The following is an 18,022-nucleotide window of genomic DNA, read 5'->3' as shown; positions in this document are numbered from 1 at the left end:
CAATGAAGCAATGAGCCAAAGCCAATGATCTTTTTGAGACATTGGCTTTTGTTTTTTTATCTAGCTAAATGACTAATAATGAATGGACCTAAGAGTTAAAAAATGGATACAACTGAAATAGTCTCGTTATTAAATTCAGCGCAACCTGAAGCTTATTTAGGTCCACAAGGTATTAAACTTATCACTGAAGAGCGTGCGATTAAAAAGGCACAAATTGGTTATTCTATTGATAAAAACGGAGCAAATATCGCTAGTAATCAACCGGGCAGTTGGCAACGACATTGGTTGGTGATCGCGAAAGATACTGAGTTAGGCGATCCTTATTATGTGGAGATAAATAATACTCAACTCCCCGTATATACGGCAATTTTTAACGAAACAACACACCAATGGCAGACAACTCTTGTTGCTACATCATTAGCTGGATTTGTTGAATGTATTGATTTACTTTTTCATTTTACCGAACAAGATGAGCCTAAATTTGTTCCAGATAGTACGGCGATTTTTGATTTAGAAAAATTGGAAATGTTCGGAAAGCAATTGGCACATATCAGTGAAAATACGGACTTTTGGCAAGGTTTTTTTATTAGTTACGTGGAATGGCTACAAGATGAAAATGTCTAAAAAAGTTGCTTATAACGGAAAGCAGAATAATAGATATCATTAGCGATTCTGGTATTTAACGCTACACTAATAATATATTACAAGGAGAGAAATATCATGGTGTTACCAAAATTAGTCTATGAAAATTTACCTTACCTGTATTTTTTAGCCAGTGGTGGTTTGCTGGTGCTTGGTGACGAATGGGCCTTGATTTTTTCGGCGGGAATTTTTTATGCTGTTGCCTGTATAGTGTTAGTTTCTCGCTCGGCACACCGACGGTTAGATAAGCACAAGGCTAACTCAATTCAATATCTTTTTCCTGAACTAATTTATGAATATTTGCCATACACTTATGCAGCAATAGGTATCTTTGTGTTAATGAGTACAGTAAATCCATTTTATCAATTTGCTGCATTCACTTTATTGATTTTAGCGTTAAGAAACTTACTTTGCCGAAAAAATAACCGTACTAAATCACCTTCTTTATTTTGAATTAATGTTGGAAATTAACATAGTAAAAGGTGATTTTAATCGTGAGTTTATAAGCTTCGCTATCCTTCAGAATTTTCTACTTCTGCATGATCACTATTAAGTGGCCAGCCGCCCAATGCTTGCCATTTGTTGACGATATAACAAAATAATTCAGCGGTTTTTTCTGTGTCATATAATGCTGAATGCGCTTCTTTATTATCAAAATCAATTTTTGCTGTTTTACAGGCTTTTGCTAGTACAGTTTGCCCCAAGGCAAGTCCAGAAAGGGTTGTTGTATCAAAACTCACGAAAGGATGGAAAGGTGATCGTTTTATGCTACATCGCTCAGTTGCAGCATTAACAAAACCAAGGTCAAAGGCAGCATTATGGGCTACCATTATTGCACGTTGGCAACCGGCTGCTTTCATTTTTTTACGTATAAGCTTAAAAATTGCTTTCAAGGCTACTTCTTCACTGACGGCGCCACGAAGCGGATTCGTAGGATCAATACCGGTAAATTCTAGCGCTGCAGGCTCTAAATTTGCCCCTTCAAATGGCTCTATATTAAAGTGAATAGTTTCATCTAAACTAAACAAACCGGATTCTTCATCAAGCTGTAAGGTACTTGCAGCAATTTCTAATAATGCGTCGGTGTTAGCATTAAACCCTGCGGTTTCAACATCTACTACGACAGGATAATAACCTCTAAAACGCATGGCATAGGCTGTTTTTTCTTTCTCGTTAGCATTCTGTGATTGTTTTACTTCTTCAGTCATATATTATTAGTTTATTTCTTTAATTCGATGGTTATTATCGCAGATAATGCTTAGTTAACTAAAGTCTTTCTAGAATTTTTTACAAAGTTAAGCCAGAATGAATAAATATTTGTTAAAGTTATTTGATAATGAGTCGATAAAATTTATGAAGCTCAGTAAACAGATAAAATAGTTATGAAAAAAACGTTAATAGCCATAAGTTTGAGCATACTTGTTAGTCAGGCCAATGCCGGGATCAGGCAGTATCATGCTGATTTAGGTAGTTCACAGTGGCAGTTAAAAAAAGATTCTCGACTAAAATGTACATTATCGCATCAAATTCCTAATTATGGTGAAGCTAAGTTTTACAGTACCGCTAATCGTAAAACTAATATGGAATTTGAACTAGATATGTTGCGTCTGCCTGATAACTATTCATTAGCACAAGTAAGAGCGGTAGCTCCAAACTGGCGACCTGGTATTGCAAGTCGAACGTTAGCCGATATGAAACTGCATAAGCAATTTGCTCCTGATTTACCAAAAAAAGTTGCTTGGACTATGTTATCTGAGCTTGAACAAGGGATGAGTCCGACGTTTTATTATAATGATTGGTATAACGATAACGATAAAATAGCGGTTGGATTATCCACGTCTCGTTTTCATAAAGCGTATCAAGAGTTTATTGGCTGTGTCGGCAATTTATTAAATTACAGTTTTGATGATATTGCTTATACGGTTTTAAATTTTGAATTTGGTAGTGATAAATTCACGAAGTCATCTCAAAAAAGAATTGCCATGATCAAAGAATATTTAAGCTTAGATACTGACTTAGAGTTAGTGTTAATAGATGGTTTTTCTGATAGTTATGGGGCTCGTAATATTAACCAGAAAACGTCAGAAAAACGGGCGAATAAAATTAGAGAGTACTTTGTTCAAAACGGCATTGATGCGAGTCGTATTGAAGCAAAAGGTTATGGTGAAAAACGACATATTGCGGCTAACGACACGGTATTAGGTCGTGCTAAAAACAGGCGCGTTGTGATCAGAATGGACAAGCCATAACGCATATAAATGACAATCTAACTTCATTTTTGATAAGCCCAACTTAGTGATAAGTTGGGTTTTTGCTATCTAACTGAAAAATTTAACGTTGCTTTTAGTGAAATATCAATCAGATAAAGCCGGTTTTTTTTCAACTTTCTTTGAAAAATACGACAGTAAATAATAGCTAAGGCCTGAAATAGCTCCCCATAGGTGTGCATCTATGGCCACATTGGCGTGAATAAGCTGCGCGATTTCTTCGCTTGCGCCAAACCATTGCTCATGAATGATTTTAATGATTGCCCCTAAAATTAACAGGTAACCAGTTTTTTCATTATGCTCAATATCTTTTAATGCGCCCCACACAAACAAAGCATGTAGTACTCCTGATAAACCTACATACTCGCTCATTTCTGGGGTAAAAAAATATATTCCAAAACTAATAGCAATACTGCTGAAGAAAACAAGCTTGAAGTATTGTTTTGTAGAATAATATTGACCGTGTAAAGCCCAAAGTAAAATTATTGCGAGCGTATTTAATAATAAATGGGCATAATTAGTGTGAAAAACGTGTCCAGAGAACAAACGCCAATATTGATGGTCAGCAATAAGCGAACGTTTATAGATAAAAGTTTCACTTATTTGACTATTAAATACAAAGCAACATAAAGCGACAATGAGTAAAAGTAATGGTGCAAGTAAATGAGTGGTTTGAATTGGAAATTTTTTTAACTGGAACATAGTCTTATATTTTTAAGTGAATGTTATTATTTTATGTCACGACCCTATTGTAACGTATGTCAGCGCCCACAAGTTAGTTGTATTTGTCATTTAATTCATCCGACGAAAAACGATATTCATGTGGTAATACTTCAGCACCCCAGTGAAGTAAAACAAAGCAAGGGAACGGTAACATTGTTATCGCAATCTTTATCTTCATGTCAGGTGATCATTGCTGAAGACGTTTCACAACATCAAGAGTTTTTAGCGGTATTAGCACAATATCAAGGTCATATCGCATTATTATACCCGTCAGAAAAAGCAGAAATGATAGTAAAAAATAGTGAAGTTAAAGCTGATGAAATTATAAAGTGTATTATTTTGCTTGATGGCACATGGAAAAAAGCGTTTCGGATCTATATGATAAATGAGGTGTTACACCATTTACCTCATCGGATATTACCGGAAAATATTCAAGGTCAATATCAGATCAGAAAGACAAAAAAGCAAGGAGCATTATCAAGTCTAGAAGCGTGTTGTTATGGCTTAGCGCTTATGGAAAATAATACTGAAAAATATGTGGGGTTACTGGAAAAATTTAAACAATTTAATCAAATGCAATTATCATTCGTCCCAAAAAATTAATATAAAAACAAAGGAATAATATGTTAGTAAAGTTTTATCAAGTTGCCTGTATTAGTGCATTATTGGTTTTTAACCCTAATTTAGTTAATGCTCAGCCTTTTGACACTAAAGCTTTTGTACAAGAAGACAGGGAGCCAGAGGCTGCCACTGGCCTTACTGAAAAGAAAGCAGTTAAAACCAAAAAGTTTATGGTTGCTGCCGCAAATCCATATGCGAGTAAAATTGGTTATAACATTTTAGCGAAAGGCGGCAGTGCTATTGATGCTGCTATTGCCGTGCAATTAGCGCTCACGATAGTTGAACCACAATCATCTGGTATCGGTGGCGGCACGTTTATTCTTCACTGGGAAAATAGCGGAAAAAAACTAACGACATTTGATGGAAGAGAAACGGCACCTGCATTAGCGACATCTGACTTATTTTTAGATGAACAAGGAAAAGCTATTCCATGGATAAAAGCTGTGGTTGGTGGACGCTCAGTTGGAGTCCCTGGGGTATTGGCAGCACTGAAAAAGGCCCATCAACAGTACGGTAAATTACCTTGGGAAACTTTATTTAAAGATGCTATTAATTTAGCTGAAAGAGGTTTTCGGGTTTCTCCTCGATTAGAAAAATTGGTTCAAATGCAGTTCAATCCGGGGATCAGTGAGCTACCTGAAATACGCCGTTATTTTTTCCCAAATGGACGAGCGATTAAAGCCGGTGATAAATTAAGAAATCCGAAACTTGCTAAGGTTTTCCGTAGTCTGGCAAAAGAGGGGACTACACCTTTCTATCAAGGCTGGATAGCTGAAAAAATTGTTTCAGCAGTACAACATTCTTCGATTGCGCCAGGTCGCTTATCTTTGACGGATATGAAAAACTACCAAGCCATAGAAAGAGAACCTGTTTGTGGTCCTTATCGTTATTATAAAGTATGCGGTATGGCGCCACCAAGCTCCGGCGGAATTGCTGTCATTCAAATTATGTCGCAATTAGAGCCATTTCAATTACATAAACGAGAACTTGAAGATGTACAAACTTCTCATTTATATACTCAAAGTTCACGCTTAGCTTTTGCCGATAGAAATCGTTATATCGCAGATAACGATTTTGTTGATGTGCCCGTTTCCGGTTTATTGTCAAAAGATTATTTAGCCGAGCGCTCAAAGCTAATTAATATCCACCAAGATATGGGAGAGGCTTTACCTGGTAGACCAGAAGCAAGTATAGCTTTAGCTGATGACTCTGCTATGGAATTACCGTCAACGAGTCATATTTCTATTGTTGATGATCAAGGAAATGCAGTGTCTATGACTACTAGTATTGAAATGGCGTTTGGTTCAGCGGTGATGGTTGAAGGTTTTATTTTAAATAATCAACTCACGGATTTTTCATTGTCACCGAAAGTAAATGGTAAGCTTGTTGCAAACCGTTTAGAACCATTAAAAAGACCACGCAGTTCAATGGCGCCTATGATGGTTTTTGAAGGGGAAAAACTTAAGTTAGTGGTGGGTTCTCCTGGTGGAAGTCGTATTATCAATTATGTAACCCAAACGATTTTAGCAATGTTGGATTGGAAACTCGATCCGCAACAAGCAATAAATCTTCCTAAAATTACCAATAGAAATAAAGTGACAACGTTGGAGAAAGGCACTTCAATTGTTAAGTTGAAATCAGGGTTAGAAGCGAAAGGGCATAATATTGCTGTGCGAGATTTAAACAGTGGTTTACATGTGATAGAAGTGAAAAACAATGGCTTAGTTGGTGGTGCAGATCCGCGTCGTGAAGGCAAGGTGATGGGGCAATAAATAAATCATTTGAAAAAAAAGTAAAAAAAATGGCCAATTAAGGCCATTTTTTTTAGAAAGGATCTTTCATTATTTTATCAATAACCCATCTATCATCAATTTGAACCAATGACACTCGTTTAACATCTTTAAGTTTATCGTCGTTATAATACCCATCAAAATACACGGTGATAATCGCTTTATTTTTAAATTGTTCTCTCACTTTTACACCACTATCATCGGGAGCAATTTCAACATTATCATATGACATGTTGAATAAGTGTCTGCCAACAGCTTTTGTCGACTTATAATGAAGAATGATTCTTGCTAGTTTCGGTGAACATACCGACGCGGCTTTTTTAATATCTTTTTCATTATATAAAGCATTAAAAAATGCCACGGTGACTAATTCAGGATTATCTAATTCACTGATAGGCTCTTCACCGTTATTACAGCCTAACAATGTGAATAGCAGGACGAAAAAGGAAGTTTTAAAATATTTATTCATAATGGAAAAGTTTATTACCTGATAGTTTCAATATCATACATTAAAGTAAAGTCTAACTTCTACGCTTAAATTTACCAGTATTTTACAAAAAGCTTATTGTTAATCATACCGTTTTTACCTTAAAAATAAAAAAGGTGCCGAAGCACCTTTTTCAATATTGTTGAAATAGAAAGTTTTACTTTGCTATTGAACAAGTTCTTTATCTGAAAATGTATCGGTAAATAATGCACTTGATAAATAACGTTCAGCTGAGCTTGGTAAAATTACCACAATGTTTTTGTCTGCATTTTCTGGTTTTTCGGCCAAACGTTTGGCTGCTACAACGGCTGCACCAGAAGAAATACCGGCTAAAATCCCTTCTTCTTTCATGAGTTTATGGGCCATTTCCATAGCATCTTCATTTGACACTTGTTCTACAGCATCAATAACGTCTAGATCTAAATTACCAGGAATAAAACCAGCGCCAATACCTTGAATTTTATGAGGGCCAGGCTTTAATTCTTCACCGGCAAGCTTTTGTGAAATAACAGGAGAATCAGTCGGTTCAACAGCAACGGAGGTAATGTTTTTTCCGGCAACATTCTTGATATAACGACTTACACCAGTAATTGTACCGCCTGTCCCTACACCAGCTACAAAAATATCGATGTTGCCATCAGTATCTTGCCAAATCTCAGGACCTGTTGTTTTTTCATGAATTTCAGGGTTTGCTGGGTTTTCAAACTGTCCTAACAGAACAAATTTTTCAGGATCTGAATCTTTTATTTCTTGCGCTTTTGCAATAGCACCGCCCATACCTTTCGCGCCATCGGTTAATTCTAATTTAGCACCTAATGCGGATAGTAATTTTCTGCGCTCTAAGCTCATCGTTGCAGGCATTGTTAAGGTAATGCCATAGCCTCTGGCTGCTGCGACAAATGCTAAAGCGATACCAGTGTTACCACTCGTTGGTTCTACAATTTCTTTACCTGCAGTTAACTCTCCGCGTTTTTCTGCATCCCAAATCATATTTGCACCGATACGACATTTGACACTAAAACTTGGGTTTCTAGATTCTACTTTTGCAAAAACATTGCCACCAGTGACTCGATTAAGTTTTACAAGTGGAGTTTTACCAATTGCTGTTGAGTTATCTTCAAATATATTAGGCATTTGCAATTCCTTTGGTACATTAGTTATTAGAATTTCGTATGATAATTTAAGCATAAGATAAATTATCATTTATTAACGGTAATATTAGCGGTTCTTGACTTAAAAAGAAGTGACGATTCGTTATATCTTATATTCTTAAATGGAATAAGCATATTTTATCAAACCATGTAGATTACTTTCTTGGCATAATAAAAAGAAGTAATGCGTTGCATATGAAAATTAATGTTAAACAAATCAAGGTATCATGATGTCTTCGGATAAAAATATAACCTCAAACCAAGACGTTGCTCATGTCTTAACGGAACAAGAAACGAAGCAGATTTTAACGCCATTTGCGTTTGAGATAGATAAATCTTTATTTGGTCTCCCTTTAGCTGTGCCATGGAAACGAGGCATTGCTTTATTAATTGATTTTCTTTGTGTTTTTTTATTAGCAGAAACTCCAGCTGAGTTACTGGTATTCATGGTTGCCATCACGTTTTTTAGGATAGGCAGTAAAAAACGAGCACAAAAGTTAGGTAAAAAAAGAGGAGTAAGAAAACTTATTTTACGCTTTATCGGGGCGTTTATTTTATTCGTTATGCTTGTTTCTACCGTGCCTGATTTTATTGCGCAATTTACTCAAAATGAAACAAAAACCAATCATGAACGTTCACAAGTGCTTGAAAAAGTACCAGAAAATTCAACGGTAGATGTAGACAAAAAGAAAAGTGAAAATGCTGTATCAATTGAAGAGACCGCAAAAGATGAGTCAACGTCGATCGTTTATAAAGGCATTGACTGGTTTAAAGGATTGATTAAAGATTTAGGGTTAAGTTTTGGTTGGGCGGTGTTTTATTTCACTGTGTTAACCGCAGTATGGAATGGTCAAACCCCCGGAAAAAAACTGCTGAAAATTCGAGTCATACAGCTCGATGGCACGCCTTTGTCTATTTGGGATAGTTTTGGTCGATATGGGGGATATGCTGCCGGGTTAGCCACAGGCTTGCTGGGCTTTTTACAAATATATTGGGACCCTAACCGCCAAGCAATACATGACAAAATATCGGCAACAGTTGTCATCGATGTAAAAAAAAGTATCGTGGTAAAAATAGCTGATCAAAGACAAGAAGAGGCGTAATGTACTTCTTGTCTTGTCTTATCTTATCTTATCTTATCTTATCTTGTTTAGTTTCTCGTCTTAAATTAAACATTGCTGTAAGCTAATTGAACGTGCAAAAGTTATCAGCTATGGCATCCAAGCGTAACTGATTTTAGTAAAAAATGTGCGTTGTTCACGCGCTAAATGATTTAAATAATCATCTTGAAAACTATTATCAGAGTAGCCTAAATAAAACACCGTTTGTGGGTTTAGTTTATAAGCGTAAATTAACTGACTTGATAAGTTTTTATTTCTTTTTGAAACTGAAAGGTAAGGGTTATTTTCAGGATTGCGATCAATATCACTATAAACAAGGTTTAACTTTAAATAGCTATGAACATCAAATTGATAAGAAACGCGTAATTCCGTTAAACTGGCTTGGTAAACATTTGCTCCGTTAGCGTCTAATGTACTGTTAGTATAATAAAGCTCAGTTTCTAAATGGCGGGTAAAATTATATGAAATGTTAGCGTATAGCTCTCGGTAATCACCTAAACGGTTATTACGATAATCAATTTTATCACCGATAATAAATTCTGACTCTAAATATAATTGTGAGTTAGGCTGAACATTGGCATAAAAAGTAGCTAATTTTTCAGTAAACCGAGTCGTGTTGCCATCAATCGCTAAGCTTGATTCATCTTCACGTAATCCCACTTTATCGGCATAAGTGAACATAGCATCAAAAGTGGATAACATTGGACCATCAATGGTGAAACTTGTAGCAAGGGTTTTATCTAAAAACTCACCTTTTTCATTGTGATTAATTTGCCATAGCCCAGATAATTTCATTTCTTGCCAAAATGTGTCATTTTCACCATAGAAAAGTCGGTCGAGTAATACCTTATCTGATTGATAATCTGCTCTTGGCATATAACCTAAATCAGCTCTAAATTTTTTGCCAATGTTTTGGTGCTCTGCGGTAATATTCCAGTATTCAGAGCTATGCTCATAAGTTGCTTTATAAGCTAGGTCTGTAATGTCATTATCAAATTTTGTCCGATGGACTTGTTCTGAGTACTGGCAGTTACCAAAGATACAATCAACATCTTTTGCTTGATCGCAATCAGTATCGCTTTCGCCATAACAGAAGCTTTGATACAAATCTGTTGGGTATTGGGTATTTGAATTTAGGAGTTGTCCTGAGAAAGTATTTGAGTCATCTAATCGATATTTACTATCAATCCCAAAAACATAGTTATGATAATCATCGGCGGTTCTCAGTGTACTAATAGCTCCAACAGAAAGGTCATCGGTAAAGTCGTAGCGATATTTGAACGCGGCGGAATGACTTTCTCTATTCAATGTTGCTAAATCAGAGCCGGTGTTTCCTGGGACAAAAAAGTTAGTTTCCGTATCATTGGTAATAAAAAAGCCGTAACTATGCGCTTGCTCTGTACCTGTGATTTTGGCTCCATAGTCAGGATCTGCGATATTTCGTGTGTAAACGAGATCATAATTACTAGCAAAATAATCGGCATTTTCTAAAAAGAAAGGGCGTTTTTCGTCATAAAATAATGAATAGGTTTTATTAATGCTCAATTGACCTGAGTCGACTTCGACCGTTGAAAAATCAGGATTAAGCGTTACATTTAATAAAGTATTAGCATTGATCCCCCAGCGAATATCGACACCTGCATCAACATCATTTTCGCTATGCCAATTGTCTTCGGGGGTATAAATATCTTTCGTTTCATTTCTAGTGGCTACGAGGGCAGGCGTAACCATTAAGTTTTTCCCTGTTTTAGCTTCTTTAAAACCTTGTATCTCAGGATATTGGCATAACCAGCAATCGTTATTTCTATCAAGTGGAATATGCGATATGCGCAATCGAGTATCTCTTGGATACGAGCGAATCAATTCAAATGCCCAAGTTTTTACTTCATCGTTATCTGCAAAATTAAGTATGCGATAAGGTATCGCTATTTCTACTTGATAACCCGCTTCGGTGATTTTTCCATAGGAGTCCCAAATGCCATTCCAAGAATCATTACTGGTACCTGTCATTTCATTTTTGATACTATCAAGTTGAACACCAAATGGGTTAACAAAAAATTCGTAATTCAAGCGACGGTTATTAAACGTATCAAACTTAATTCCAACTATGTCATCGCCCCAGCGGGTATCTCTATCCCCTAAAAACGCTTGAATTTTTTCAGGCTCAGGATCTTCCGCAAAAAAACTGACATAAATATATTCGCCATTTTCGACTATTTTCGCCGATGTTTTTACCGGACTCCCTTTATTATTCCAAGGGTAATTGACAATATTTAAATCGAAGGTTTTCGCGTGTTGCCATATTTCATCCGTTAATTCACCATCAATTTTTGCTGAAAGTGACGAATAGGGCATTTGATGTGATGAAAGTTTGGTTTCTTCTGCTAGCACCTGAGAGGGTTTGTTTATCAACAACACCATTAAGCAAACAGAGATAAAGCAGTAACGACTGACTAACTGCATTGAAAGTGCTCCATATTTTTTTATTTATTATTTTGACTGCTTCACTACAGTACTTTCTATGAGATGAATTTTTACAAATCTGCACCTTTAATACAATGAATATTAATAATTTGTTAATTATTGGCTTCAATTGATGATGAAATGTTAACTAATTTTATTTTATGGCAAGTTTATTTTTTACATTCAATGATAGTTTGCCTGGAAAAAGTCATGCTTGTGAAAACTTAAAGTTGGGGTTTAACAAATCTCCAGTTTTGCCCGCTCATAGCTTTGAATAAGGTAAAAAGGATTTTTAGCGACTCAAGGGGATCACTTCATCCAAGCATAGCTAAATTTCATAAACACTTTTTGTAGGTCTTTCGTTAAATGACTTAACGTTTCTTCAGTATATTGGTGATCTGAATAGCCAAGATAAAAAACTGTTTGTGGGTTTATTTTGTAGGCATAAAGTAATTCAGTCGAGACATCTCTACTGTGCTTTATAATATCTTCCGGTTTTTCATAAAGATAATTGAGAGGATTTCTTGTGGTATTGTTATAGACTAAAGACAAACGAAGAAAACTTTTGATACTAAATTGGTGGGTCGCTCGAATATCCGTTAGCCTTGCTGTAAAAAGGTTGCTGCTATCAGCGTCTAATTGATTGAATACTTGTTTAAATCGTAATTCTAAATGCTTATTTACATTCCAGTTAATATTGCCTCGTAGTTGTTTGGTTAATCCTAATCTATTATTGCTGTAATCAATTGCATCGCCATATTCCATACTTGTATTTAAGTGTAAGCCAAGTAGCGGTTTTATATTGGCAGAAAGGTATATTCTACTTTCTGAAAATAATGTGGTATTACCTTTGATAGCTAAGCGACTATTATTGAGACGTCTGCCTACTTTATCTCGATAAGTCAGTCCTAAATGTATGCTGGAACTATATTTAGCATTGATACGAGCACTCATATTTAACTTTTCTTCAATGAGTTCGCCATTATCATTTTGTGCTTTATGCCAATTTGAAGATAGGAAAAAATTTGACCACCAATCGCCTTGAATGGCATACCATTTTCTATCAACTCCCACGGATAGCGTCTTTTGGTCAATTCTTGAGATAAAACCTAAATCACCACGAAAGCCAGCATTTTTTTCATTATAGTCGGCGCGATAAGACCAATTTGTATCATTATGATAATAACCAACTTTAAGTGCATTACCGCTAAACGGTTGACCTTGAGTGGTGCGGAGAATAGTTTCACTGAAGTTACATTCGCCAAAAGTACATTGCTCGTTGTCATCAGGTAAACAATCGCTGTTATCCGTTTCATCACAAAACTGTTCAAATAAAGTGTCGGGATATTCTGTATTTGAGTAAAGCGATTGGAATTTGAATACATCATTGGTTGTTAACCTAAATCTTGCATCAATTCCATGAACGGAATTCTGATAATCCTCTGCTGTTCGCAGCGTGCTTATCCAACCTAAGGTGATATCGTCATTATAGTTATATCGATAGCGTAAAGCTGATGCTTTCGATTCCCCCGAGATTTCAGCAAGCGAAGAGGCGCGATTACCTGGAATTAAAATATTGGTACTGTCATCGTCTGTTACAAATAACCCAAAGGAGTGATCATTTTTCCTCCCGGTTAATTTAGCCCCGTAATTAGGCGCATTTATATTGCGGGTATAAACTAAATTGTAATTTGAATCAAAATAATCAGCGTTATCTAAAAAGAACGGTCGTTTTTCTTGAAAGTACAAGGCAAAGTTATTGTTGAGGTTTAATTGTGAAGAATCGGTTTCAACGGTTGAAAAGTCAGGATTAATTGTAGCATTTAAAAGTAAATCTGGTGTGATCCCCCAGCGAGCATCAAGGCTTAAATCGGTGTTATTCTTTTCTTCCCAAAGATTATTATCATTAATTTCTTTATGTTTACCAACAACAAGCGAAGGGGTGATGGTTAGGTTTTCACCTTGTTTTGCCCCTTTAAAACCTAAGGCCGTTTTTAATTGACAAAGCTCGCAACTATTATTTCGTTCAAGGCGTATATTTGAAATACGAAGTCGTTCATCTCTAGGATACATTCTTAGTAACTCAATGCCCCAATCTTGAATACTTTCTTTTTCTGTAAAATTAAGCATTCTTAATGGCAGGGCCATTTCAACAATATAGCCTTTGTCATTAATGATTCCCGCGCTATCCCAAATACCATCCCAAGCGTCACTTTCTCTTTGAGTGACTTCATTTTCAATCCCATCAATTTGAGAGCCTAACGGGTTAACTAAAAATCGATATGCGGTGCGTTGATCGTTATAAGTGTCAAGTTTCACGCCAACAATGTCATCGCCCCATGATTTATCCCTATCTCTTAAAAAGCCTCGTATCTGACTTGGGTTGGGATCTTCAGCGATAAAGGCGATATACAATTGTTTGCCATCTTCCATAAGCAATGCTTCAGTGTGAATAGGGCTGGGCGTGTTGTCATAGGGGCGTGTAACATTGTTGATTAACACTTTCTTTGCCTTTTGCCATTGCGGCTCATCTAATTGAGCATCAATGGAGACACTGCCTGAAATCGAGGGGATTAAGATCTGATGATGGCTATTGCTATTAGCATAACTGGTTGTTGCAAATGCAGATAATATTAATATGGTCGACCAAAAGATAATTGTTTTTATAGCGGTCATTGATGTTTCACTAAATAAGAATAAAGAAAAAGATTTTGCCGATTTTATAAAGGTATAATCACCTGTCAAAGTAATATCGACGATCAACCATTTTAGTAAGTTTAATGGTTAATTCAGGTGAACATTGTTTTAATTTTGTTGGTGTATTGTAATTAACATGTTAATTAGATTAATTTTTATTTAGAGGTCGAATCTTAAGTGTATCTGCTGCATAATCTTATTAAGGTTAAATAGTTATTATCATTATGTTTATTTCAATTTTAAATATCATTGCTTTAATGTGCTTTCTTATTTGTTGGTTTGGCTATACTATTTTTGCAAAAAGAAAAGCCAAAGATACTAATTGTATTGCGAAATGTATGCATCAACATCGTATTCACTGGATGTATGAGGTGATCACCCGAGATATTAGAGTTGGCGAAGCGGCATTACTGGCTAATTTAGAACGAAATATTGCTTTTTTTGCATCCTCAACGTTGCTGGTTTTAGCGGGTGTATTAACATTATTCGCACAAGTTGAAAAACTAGAATCGGTGATACAATCTATTCCTTATGCCGAGTTATCTCCACATTCAGTGGTGCAATTTAAACTGGGTTTATTAGCTTTTATTTTTGTACTGGCTTTTTTTCAATTTACTTGGTCAATGCGGCAATATGGTTTTATTAATGTGATGATCGGCGCAGCGCCGATTGATGAGTCAGGTAACAATGAAAATTTACGACGTTATGCTAAACAAATGGCTATAGTGCAAGATCAAGCGGCACATTCCTATAATTATGGCTTACGTTCCTATTATTTTTCTATGGCGGCTATCTGTTGGTTTTTTCATCCGTTACTCTTTATTTTTGCCAGCCTTTTCGTGGTTTACACCTTATATATTCGAGAGTTTAAATCTAAATCGGTTAAGGCAATCACCGCCGGACAAGAATTTTTAGATATAGAGCGTAATACCCGATTTCCACCGACTGACACCCTTAATAAAGATGAGCCATAGATTTGCACATTATACACCCTCTGATTTTGATGCCTTTGATTGTTTAAAAATTTCAAAGCTTATTTACCTAATATTGGTTTTTGTTTTGAGAGGTTATATCGTTTGGTTGATGTCGGTTTCAAACCTAAGAGATAAAGTAGGTGTTATTCAGTGGGTTTACCCTGAGCCAAGTCTTTTTTATTTAAGCTTGTTTTCTGGCAGTTTAGGCTTATTTGTTTTGTTGATATTAGCCTTGAGAAAACCTGATGCTAGCCCTTGGGTTCAAAACGGTTGGCAACATTTACGAGGAATTTTGTTGTCTGCTTTAGTGTTTGATCTCATTGTGAATGTTGTCGGCTACTTTTATTGGCAACTACAATCATTAACTTGGGTTTTAGTAAATGCTTTGGTGGTTATTGTTTGTTGTTTATTTTTATTTAAAAACAAACGAATACAAATAAATATAAATGAATTTCCTGAAAAATTACCTGAATAGTTTCATCAGTTATTTTCATCACTTGTAATTAGAGTAATAAAGATAGGACATGTTTTGACAATAGAAAACAATAAAGAGCAACGACTGGTTATTCTTGATACCGAAACAACTGGCATAAATCCCAGAGAAGGGCACAGAATCGTTGAAATTGGTTGTGTAGAGATGATCAATCGGCAACTGACAGGTCGAACTTATCATGCTTATATCAAACCCATGCAGCATGGTATGCAAATGATCATGGATCAGGAAGTTATTAATGTTCATGGTTTAACGGATGAGTTTCTTCGAGATAAGCCACAATTTGATCAGATAGCACAAGAGTTTATAGATTTTATTAAAGGCGCTGAACTTGTGATTCATAATGCTAAGTTTGATGTCGGCTTTATGGATCATGAATTTGCAATGGCCAAAGCTAATTTACCTATGACTCATGATATCTGTACGGTTACAGATACCTTAAAAGTGTCAAAGGATGAATTTGGTTCGCCTAAAACCCTCGACTTTTTGGCACGGCATTATCGAGTAGATAAGTTAGTTGATCGAACTTATCACGGAGCATTAATTGATGCTCAGCTGCTAGGCTTTGTTTACATCGAAATGACCCGTAAACAATCGGCATTAAACTTAACGGTTGGTGAAGGGGATTCAGAAGGATCAGACGCAAATGCCATCAAACGTTTACCCATAAATAGGGAAAAATTAAAGATTATCTATGCAACGGCCGATGAAGTAACAGAACATGAAAAAAGATTAGCCGTTGTTGCTGAAAAGGGGAGCGAACCCATATGGAAAAATTGAATTGGTTAAAAACTTGGGCAGTAGTGGTAATGACCTTTTTACCACAACACTTGATCGCACAAGATCAAATGCCTGATGTAAAATATTATGAGCAAGATGATATTACCAATCAAATTCCATATTTTGACAACCGATTTCATATTGATGCACAACTCGACGAAATTACCTTGCTTTTTTATCGTAATAACGGCTCTCCCCCTATTATTCTAGTTCGTCCTGATGGCAGTAAATTAAAAATTAATAACTTTCCTAAAGATAAAATAGAATGGTATGACGATAGAACCTTTGATTTAATCACTATAAAACAGCCGATGCCGGGACCTTGGCAAGCAATTGGTGATATTTTACCTAATAGTAAAATCATGCTGGTGTCAGATGTAACGCTAAAAGTTGATCCTATTCCCGACATAGTATTATCCGGCGAAACTTTGAAAATTAAGGGGCAAATATTTAATCGAGAACAATTGGTTGATGATCCTCTGTTTGATGATGTTATCAATCTTGATGTTGATTTTTATAGTACCAACAATACAGGGTTTGATAATTTCGGTGCGGAACCTATTGAGATTGGTTCATTTAGAGACGATGGTTATGATTTAGATGAATATGCAAAAGATGGTATTTTCACAGCTGAATTTAATTTAGATTTCTCTCCTGGTGAATGGTTACCTATTTATAAGGTTATTATGCCTAGAGCTACTCGCGAACTCAGACAAAAACCTATTATTTTAAGACCTAATCCTGTGGAGATTTCGGTAGAAGCAACCAGTGATCCATTAGATTTTCATCTAGTTACTTTACATATAGATGAGAATAACGTTGATCCTAATAGCATGATCTTCCAAGGCAAAATTACTTATCCAGACAGGCAAACCGAACCGTTTGCCATCATGGAAGGTGAGGGCAACACTCGAATTAAAAAAGTTGGTTACACGGAAGCGGGTATACATCGTATTAGTTTAAGTGCTTATGGCGAAACAATAAACGGTAGAGAGTTTCGTTTAGTTGTTCCTGAATTTTCTTTTAATGTGGAAAGAATGGATGGGCCATTAGTGCCTACTATTGATGGTGAAGAAGACACCATTAGTGCGGCTGAACAAGCTGCTGAAGCATTAGCCGCTAAAATTGCCGAAGATAAAGCACAACTAGAAATGGAAATCGCGCAAGCAAAAGCGGATCAAGAGGCTGCTCAGAAGCAAACATTGATTATTATTGGTATTTCCAATGCGGTTATTATCGTTATTGGCTTAGGTGTTTTCTTTTTTTTACGACGAAAAAAGAAGTAAATTTTTCAATTTCAGATAAAAATTGATGATATTTGCTGAGTTTTTCCGCTTATTGGTCATCAATTGTCCATATAGCCAAATGATTATAAAAAAGTGGTTGACGCATTCGATTGTTAACCGTATTATTCCCGCCGCATTCAACGACTTGTTGTTGAAAGCAGCGATTAATATGCGGAGTGGTAGTTCAGTTGGTTAGAATACCGGCCTGTCACGCCGGGGGTCGCGGGTTCGAGTCCCGTCCACTCCGCCACTTAATCCCTGCTATTTGTATCTTTGCGGAGTGGTAGTTCAGTTGGTTAGAATACCGGCCTGTCACGCCGGGGGTCGCGGGTTCGAGTCCCGTCCACTCCGCCACTTGATACATCAATAACAATTGTTTGCGCGAAATAATGCGGAGTGGTAGTTCAGTTGGTTAGAATACCGGCCTGTCACGCCGGGGGTCGCGGGTTCGAGTCCCGTCCACTCCGCCACTATTTCACACGTGTCGAGCAACGTTTCATGTTCAAAAGAAAAATACAGAGTGGTAG

Annotated in this window: 16 protein-coding genes and 3 tRNA genes; 13 read left to right on the top strand and 6 right to left on the bottom strand. The window is 36.3% G+C overall.

The window, feature by feature from the left end; genetic code table 11:
- Window positions 1–102 precede the first annotated feature (102 nt).
- Complete coding sequence (locus tag RM573_RS01505) at window positions 103–624, top strand: hypothetical protein (protein ID WP_311576169.1); 522 nt, start codon at window positions 103–105, stop codon at window positions 622–624.
- A 96-nt stretch (window positions 625–720) separates the two neighbouring features.
- The gene (locus RM573_RS01500; protein WP_311576165.1) at window positions 721–1,095 is read left to right on the top strand and encodes a hypothetical protein; all 375 of its coding nucleotides are present in this window, start codon (window positions 721–723) and stop codon (window positions 1,093–1,095) included.
- Between the two features lie 59 nt (window positions 1,096–1,154).
- On the opposite strand, the gene rnt is transcribed toward RM573_RS01500, so the two are convergent.
- Complete coding sequence (gene rnt, locus RM573_RS01495; protein WP_311576162.1) at window positions 1,155–1,850, bottom strand: ribonuclease T; 696 nt, start codon at window positions 1,848–1,850, stop codon at window positions 1,155–1,157.
- A 174-nt stretch (window positions 1,851–2,024) separates the two neighbouring features.
- On the opposite strand from rnt, the gene RM573_RS01490 reads away from it, so the two are divergent.
- Entirely contained in the window at window positions 2,025–2,891 is an 867-nt protein-coding gene (locus tag RM573_RS01490; protein ID WP_311576158.1) for a flagellar protein MotY, read from the top strand.
- A gap of 105 nt (window positions 2,892–2,996) precedes the next feature.
- Here RM573_RS01490 and rrtA read toward each other — a convergent pair whose 3' ends face one another.
- Window positions 2,997–3,611, bottom strand: coding sequence for a rhombosortase (gene rrtA / locus RM573_RS01485; protein WP_311576155.1), 615 nt, complete (start codon window positions 3,609–3,611; stop codon window positions 2,997–2,999).
- 33 nt (window positions 3,612–3,644) lie between these two features.
- On the opposite strand from rrtA, the gene RM573_RS01480 reads away from it, so the two are divergent.
- Together RM573_RS01480 and ggt are read left to right on the top strand one after the other, a co-directional pair.
- Window positions 3,645–4,235, top strand: coding sequence for a tRNA-uridine aminocarboxypropyltransferase (locus tag RM573_RS01480; RefSeq protein WP_311576151.1), 591 nt, complete (start codon window positions 3,645–3,647; stop codon window positions 4,233–4,235).
- Between the two features lie 20 nt (window positions 4,236–4,255).
- Window positions 4,256–6,025 carry a gamma-glutamyltransferase gene (gene ggt / locus RM573_RS01475; RefSeq protein WP_311576148.1) on the top strand — a complete coding sequence of 590 codons (1,770 nt, stop codon included), beginning with the start codon at window positions 4,256–4,258 and terminating at the stop codon, window positions 6,023–6,025.
- Window positions 6,026–6,077: 52 nt separating this feature from the next.
- On the opposite strand, the gene RM573_RS01470 is transcribed toward ggt, so the two are convergent.
- Together RM573_RS01470 and cysK are read right to left on the bottom strand one after the other, a co-directional pair.
- Window positions 6,078–6,512 (bottom strand): hypothetical protein, encoded by a 435-nt coding sequence (locus RM573_RS01470; RefSeq protein WP_311576145.1) that lies wholly within the window; start codon window positions 6,510–6,512, stop codon window positions 6,078–6,080.
- A 183-nt stretch (window positions 6,513–6,695) separates the two neighbouring features.
- Window positions 6,696–7,664: a cysteine synthase A gene (gene cysK, locus RM573_RS01465; protein ID WP_311576142.1), complete on the bottom strand. Its 969-nt coding sequence runs from the start codon at window positions 7,662–7,664 to the stop codon at window positions 6,696–6,698.
- Between the two features lie 247 nt (window positions 7,665–7,911).
- Here cysK and RM573_RS01460 point away from each other — a divergent pair, with 247 nt between their 5' ends.
- Window positions 7,912–8,784 carry an RDD family protein gene (locus tag RM573_RS01460; protein ID WP_311576139.1) on the top strand — a complete coding sequence of 291 codons (873 nt, stop codon included), beginning with the start codon at window positions 7,912–7,914 and terminating at the stop codon, window positions 8,782–8,784.
- A gap of 108 nt (window positions 8,785–8,892) precedes the next feature.
- Here RM573_RS01460 and RM573_RS01455 read toward each other — a convergent pair whose 3' ends face one another.
- Window positions 8,893–11,265: a carbohydrate binding family 9 domain-containing protein gene (locus tag RM573_RS01455; protein ID WP_311576136.1), complete on the bottom strand. Its 2,373-nt coding sequence runs from the start codon at window positions 11,263–11,265 to the stop codon at window positions 8,893–8,895.
- A 309-nt stretch (window positions 11,266–11,574) separates the two neighbouring features.
- Entirely contained in the window at window positions 11,575–13,941 is a 2,367-nt protein-coding gene (locus tag RM573_RS01450; RefSeq protein ID WP_311576133.1) for a carbohydrate binding family 9 domain-containing protein, read from the bottom strand.
- Between the two features lie 245 nt (window positions 13,942–14,186).
- On the opposite strand from RM573_RS01450, the gene RM573_RS01445 reads away from it, so the two are divergent.
- From RM573_RS01445 to RM573_RS01415, 7 genes are all read left to right on the top strand, one after another.
- Window positions 14,187–14,936: a DUF599 domain-containing protein gene (locus RM573_RS01445; protein WP_311576130.1), complete on the top strand. Its 750-nt coding sequence runs from the start codon at window positions 14,187–14,189 to the stop codon at window positions 14,934–14,936.
- Window positions 14,926–15,411 carry a DUF2919 family protein gene (locus tag RM573_RS01440; RefSeq protein WP_311576127.1) on the top strand — a complete coding sequence of 162 codons (486 nt, stop codon included), beginning with the start codon at window positions 14,926–14,928 and terminating at the stop codon, window positions 15,409–15,411. The genes RM573_RS01445 and RM573_RS01440 overlap by 11 nt, the downstream gene beginning before the upstream one ends.
- 54 nt (window positions 15,412–15,465) lie before the next feature.
- Window positions 15,466–16,209 carry a DNA polymerase III subunit epsilon gene (gene dnaQ, locus RM573_RS01435; RefSeq protein WP_311576124.1) on the top strand — a complete coding sequence of 248 codons (744 nt, stop codon included), beginning with the start codon at window positions 15,466–15,468 and terminating at the stop codon, window positions 16,207–16,209.
- The gene (locus tag RM573_RS01430) at window positions 16,197–17,495 is read left to right on the top strand and encodes a TIGR03503 family protein (protein WP_311576121.1); all 1,299 of its coding nucleotides are present in this window, start codon (window positions 16,197–16,199) and stop codon (window positions 17,493–17,495) included. The genes dnaQ and RM573_RS01430 overlap by 13 nt, the downstream gene beginning before the upstream one ends.
- 173 nt (window positions 17,496–17,668) lie before the next feature.
- Window positions 17,669–17,745 (top strand) — tRNA-Asp (locus RM573_RS01425).
- 27 nt (window positions 17,746–17,772) lie between these two features.
- Window positions 17,773–17,849, top strand: a tRNA-Asp gene (locus RM573_RS01420).
- Between the two features lie 39 nt (window positions 17,850–17,888).
- A tRNA-Asp gene (locus RM573_RS01415) sits at window positions 17,889–17,965 on the top strand.
- The last annotated feature ends 57 nt before the right edge of the window (window positions 17,966–18,022 follow it).

Origin of the sequence: Thalassotalea castellviae, assembly GCF_031846185.1 — a bacterium.
Classification (GTDB): domain Bacteria; phylum Pseudomonadota; class Gammaproteobacteria; order Enterobacterales; family Alteromonadaceae; genus Thalassotalea_H; species Thalassotalea_H castellviae.
The sequence above is the reverse complement of the archived record's forward strand: the minus strand, read 5'-3'. Positions and strand labels throughout refer to the sequence as shown.

Bases quoted from the DNA above. Each gene is read 5' to 3' on its own strand.
- RM573_RS01505 (WP_311576169.1), top strand. From the start codon at position 103: ATGGATACAACTGAAATAGTCTCGTTATTAAATTCAGCGCAACCTGAA.
- RM573_RS01500 (WP_311576165.1), top strand. From the start codon at position 721: ATGGTGTTACCAAAATTAGTCTATGAAAATTTACCTTACCTGTATTTT.
- rnt (WP_311576162.1), bottom strand. From the start codon at position 1,850: ATGACTGAAGAAGTAAAACAATCACAGAATGCTAACGAGAAAGAAAAA.
- RM573_RS01490 (WP_311576158.1), top strand. From the start codon at position 2,025: ATGAAAAAAACGTTAATAGCCATAAGTTTGAGCATACTTGTTAGTCAG.
- rrtA (WP_311576155.1), bottom strand. From the start codon at position 3,611: ATGTTCCAGTTAAAAAAATTTCCAATTCAAACCACTCATTTACTTGCA.
- RM573_RS01480 (WP_311576151.1), top strand. From the start codon at position 3,645: ATGTCACGACCCTATTGTAACGTATGTCAGCGCCCACAAGTTAGTTGT.
- ggt (WP_311576148.1), top strand. From the start codon at position 4,256: ATGTTAGTAAAGTTTTATCAAGTTGCCTGTATTAGTGCATTATTGGTT.
- RM573_RS01470 (WP_311576145.1), bottom strand. From the start codon at position 6,512: ATGAATAAATATTTTAAAACTTCCTTTTTCGTCCTGCTATTCACATTG.
- cysK (WP_311576142.1), bottom strand. From the start codon at position 7,664: ATGCCTAATATATTTGAAGATAACTCAACAGCAATTGGTAAAACTCCA.
- RM573_RS01460 (WP_311576139.1), top strand. From the start codon at position 7,912: ATGTCTTCGGATAAAAATATAACCTCAAACCAAGACGTTGCTCATGTC.
- RM573_RS01455 (WP_311576136.1), bottom strand. From the start codon at position 11,265: ATGCAGTTAGTCAGTCGTTACTGCTTTATCTCTGTTTGCTTAATGGTG.
- RM573_RS01450 (WP_311576133.1), bottom strand. From the start codon at position 13,941: ATGACCGCTATAAAAACAATTATCTTTTGGTCGACCATATTAATATTA.
- RM573_RS01445 (WP_311576130.1), top strand. From the start codon at position 14,187: ATGTTTATTTCAATTTTAAATATCATTGCTTTAATGTGCTTTCTTATT.
- RM573_RS01440 (WP_311576127.1), top strand. From the start codon at position 14,926: ATGAGCCATAGATTTGCACATTATACACCCTCTGATTTTGATGCCTTT.
- RM573_RS01430 (WP_311576121.1), top strand. From the start codon at position 16,197: ATGGAAAAATTGAATTGGTTAAAAACTTGGGCAGTAGTGGTAATGACC.